Source organism: Winogradskyella sp. (genome assembly GCF_025210595.1).
Classification (GTDB): Bacteria; Bacteroidota; Bacteroidia; order Flavobacteriales; family Flavobacteriaceae; genus Winogradskyella.
The window spans coordinates 1-3,863 of record NZ_JAOARH010000059.1 but is presented as its reverse complement, the minus strand read 5'-3'; the positions used below and the strand labels follow the sequence as shown (position 1 = coordinate 3,863).

Sequence of the window (3,863 nt, the reverse complement as noted above, 5' to 3'; positions counted from 1 at the left end):
GTTTTTTAGCAAATAAATAATTAAAAAGCGCAGTTCTTACGCCTCCAATATGTAAAGGTCCTGTTGGGCTTGGTGCAAATCGCACACGAACGTTGTTACTCATGTTTGTCATTTAATAAGGTGCAAAGATAATTTGATAAGCTTCAAGATACAAGATTCTAGAGTTAAGAATCAAGATGTGGTTTTAAATATAATTTAAACATTTGTTATAATAAATTTTGTTTTATTACAAATAATATGTTATGTTTGTATCATCTAAGATTTCTAGGGTCTTATAGTTTATTTCGTGTGATGAATAAATGTATCTATTAAACATTTGGTATTCATCAAAAATCATTTAAAAAATATAATATTAATTATTTAGCAATATGTTAAATCTATTGCTATGCGCTAAATTTAAAATCATATGAGATATGAGTACAAACATATTTAATGACTTTGATGAGCAAGGTCAAGAAGAACTACAAGGCTATAATTTTATAAGTTTTGAAGATTTACAACGCGGTATTATTGGTACAGATCCTTTTGAAGGGATAAGGACAAATAAAATCCGATTAGGCGAAACGATTAGAGGTATGACCAATGTACATCCTTTTGTGACACAAAAATTTCATAACAGAGTATCAAGAGAAATATCCAAATACTATTTTCCTGATGCTGAAAAGAAATTTTTAAAGGAACAGGGTGTTAGTTTCGACATTGATGTAGATTGTGATAACGTAGGTGATTTACTTATTGATAGCATTCCTTTTTTCATTGATAAAAACAATAATAACCAGAAAGACAATAATGAACAATCATTTACACTTCGTGTTTATGCATCAAAAAACCCAAAAAAACTTAAAGAAGCCTTTGAGTGTGTATATGTAGAACAGGGAGAGGTCTTACTGTTTATTGAGGACAATACAGATGACTTAAGTAAACAATGGGTAAGGATTAAAATAGCTGATGATATAAGAGAAAGTATTAAGAACAGCCATTTTTATGACAATGCTGTGATTAATGCTATAAACCAAAATGTAGAGTTTTCGCAAGACCATTTAAAACAGCTTGTAGAAACTGGCCAAATTGTAGAACAGATGACCTTTGCGAAAAGTTTAGTTACAGGTCTTTGGTATGTGGTTATGGCTGTGTCTTCTCCTGTTAAAGCAGTTGGATGGATAGTAAGCAAAATAGGCGAATGGATAGGTGTATTAAAACTACCAGACAAGGTTTGGGACACACAACACGAAGATTATCTTTTTGATAAAGACAATCTAATAAGCCTTCTTACTATTGACACTAAGAAGTTAGGGAATTTAGAGAGTGATCTTAATACAAAAGCACCAGGTTTTGACTGGTATGATTTAATACCAGATTTTGTAAAAGAAAAAATCGCTAAAGTTATTGCTCATATAAAATCGCTAATAGATAAGTGGAATGCATTTATAAGTAAGCATATAGCAGACAATCATAGTATAGACGAAGAGTTTCAAAGCAACTTAGCTTTTAAAGTAGGACTTTACAATGGTATTATAGATTTTATAAGCTCTACACTTCAGTTTCTTGGCGGTCTTGCAGAGGCACCTTTTGATGTAGCTAACAATTGGCAAGAGTTTTTAGAAACCATAGATAATATATTATTGAGCATAAGAAACATAAACTTTTCTCAACTTTTTGTTTTAGCACCTGTTTATTTAGTGTTGTTACTTACTAGTTTAAAAGACATAGAATCAGAAGATATAGATTGGATACGTATTGCTTATATTATAGGCTTTGCTATTGCATTTGTCGGCACTATGTTTATACCCATAGCAGGTTGGGTTGGCAAAGTAGTTAAGCTAAGTAAGTTAATCCCAGAAGAGTTGTTGGTAGCAATGCAAAAGGGGCTGACTTATGTAAAAGGTAAGAATCCGCTACAATCTGCATTACGCACCATAGAAAATATCTTTGAAATCTTTGCAAAAGGTAAAGAAAGTATCTTAGAGTTTGTAGATAAGTTAAAAAAGATCATTGTAACGTGGTTTAAAACTAATAAAAAACAATTTATAAATAAGATAAAAGTAGGAAGCACTTTACTTAATAAAATAAAATTAATAAAAGGACTTACTATAACTGCTGAGAAAGGTACATACACGTTTAAATATTTTGATGTCCTAATTAAAAGTGGCACGAAGCCTCAGGTGGAGCGTGCGGTTAATGGGTTATTTGTAAGAGGAGAGAAAGTAGCTAGAAAAAAACTAAATTTGTTAGTATTTGGTACGAGGATACCTCGGTTTGGAAAGGAGTTTATTGCACATTTAAGATATGGGCATGTAACTGTCTCAAAAATAAACGGTACAGTTGTACCTAAACAGGTCGTTGAAAAATATAAGTATATTATAGGAAAAGGAGGTAAAAATCCATTTACACCTCCTTATTCTGCTAGTGCTAACCCTAGTGGTGTCCATATATACAAGTATTTTAATACCACAAATAGACGTATTAAAGAAGTTAAGGAAACCTTTAAATTACAAAATGGAGATGAAGTAGTAAAGGTAAGAGTTGAAGTATTTATAAAAGAGTTATCTAATTTAAATACTAGAGGTTGGAAAGTAAAAGGAAATACCTCTACTTTGTTTCCCAAAAACTGGAGTGATTATAAAATTGAACGTACCATTAAGGAAGCTATGGATAATATTTATTTTAAAAGTAAAAATAGATTTAAAGGCAAAGCTAAGGATGGCACAAAAATTGAGTTCTATTATAGCAAAACCCAAAAAGGCGTAAATACGGCATATATAATTAAATAAATAAAAATGAAAAAATACAGATATACAAAAGATATTGAGGGGGGTAAAAATTTTGAATCAGAAGAAATTTTATTAGAATATTTCATCAATGATTTTGACAAATACATGTTAGAGGATTATCTACCAGAAATTGAAGCCGTAGCTAATGGTGAAAAAGTTTTTAATGAGATAAAAGATTTTGAAGGAATCTGGAGTTTTGGTGCAGAAGCAGGTTATTTTAATTGCGATACCGAGAAAGCCTATTTTATAGTAGATGAAGAAGGGCACCATCCTAATGCACCAAATATAGAGATGCCAATACAAGAATTGATAGATATTTTAAAAGATTGGCAGAAGTTTTTAGAGAAATAAAAAATAGAGAAATAACCTTTTTAATCATTAAACATTCGTATAAAACCAGTTGCAATAATTTGTAGCTGGTTTTATTTTATAACTAAGAGACTATCATTTCTAACTAAATCATAAAATCAGTGGATTACAATTGAGTTTTAACATTCTAATACTCTAAATTAACAGAACCTTACCAATTAGGATTTAAGCTTAATTAAAATAAAATCGTAGTTTAGTCTGTTAATAATGGAAATTCCTAAGCACTAAATCCCAAATACCCAAAAGGAATGAGCAATTTCGAAACCATAAAAAGCAAATTACAAGAGTTCATTCAAAAGTACTACACTAATGAATTGCTTAAAGGCGCCATTCTATTTTTTGCTATTGGCTTGTTGTATTTTTTAATCACTTTGTTTGTAGAATATATGTTATGGCTTAACCCAACTGCCAGAACAGTTTTGTTTTGGGTCTTTATATTAGTTGAGTTAGGGTTGTTCATTAAATTTATAGCCATTCCATTAGCTAAATTGTTTAATTTGCGCAAAGGCATCAATTACGAAACAGCTTCAAAATTAATTGGTAATCATTTTCCTGAGGTTAACGATAAGCTTTTAAACGTACTACAGTTAAACCAAAGCCCAACGCAATCCGATTTATTAATTGCTAGTATTGAGCAGAAATCGCAAGAGTTGCAACCCATTCCTTTTAAATCTGCTATAAATTTTAAGTCTAATACCAAGTATTTAAAATATGCGGCAATTC

At 30.6% G+C, this 3,863-nt stretch carries 3 protein-coding genes and 1 pseudogene; 3 read left to right on the top strand and 1 reads right to left on the bottom strand.

All coding sequences use genetic code 11. The features are described 5' to 3' along the window. Window positions 1-103, bottom strand: a 103-nt coding sequence (locus tag N4A42_RS06325; RefSeq protein ID WP_294071501.1) for a glutamate--tRNA ligase family protein, incomplete at its 3' end; no start/stop codon positions are given. Between the two features lie 310 nt (window positions 104-413). Between N4A42_RS06325 and N4A42_RS06320 the strand changes: the two genes are divergently transcribed. From N4A42_RS06320 to N4A42_RS06310, 3 genes and pseudogenes are all read left to right on the top strand, one after another. After that, on the top strand, window positions 414-2,771 hold the full coding sequence (locus tag N4A42_RS06320; protein ID WP_294071499.1) for an EndoU domain-containing protein: 2,358 nt from the start codon (window positions 414-416) through the stop codon (window positions 2,769-2,771). A 6-nt stretch (window positions 2,772-2,777) separates the two neighbouring features. Next, a complete protein-coding gene (locus tag N4A42_RS06315; RefSeq protein WP_294071496.1) occupies window positions 2,778-3,122 on the top strand; it encodes a hypothetical protein in 345 nt (114 codons plus the stop codon). A gap of 266 nt (window positions 3,123-3,388) precedes the next feature. Continuing rightward, window positions 3,389-3,863, top strand: a pseudogene (locus N4A42_RS06310) (hypothetical protein); the annotation flags it as partial.

What these genes read in the sequence shown, in the direction of transcription:
- N4A42_RS06320 (WP_294071499.1), top strand. Translation starts at nt 414, where the DNA reads ATGAGTACAAACATATTTAATGACTTTGATGAGCAAGGTCAAGAAGAA.
- N4A42_RS06315 (WP_294071496.1), top strand. Translation starts at nt 2,778, where the DNA reads ATGAAAAAATACAGATATACAAAAGATATTGAGGGGGGTAAAAATTTT.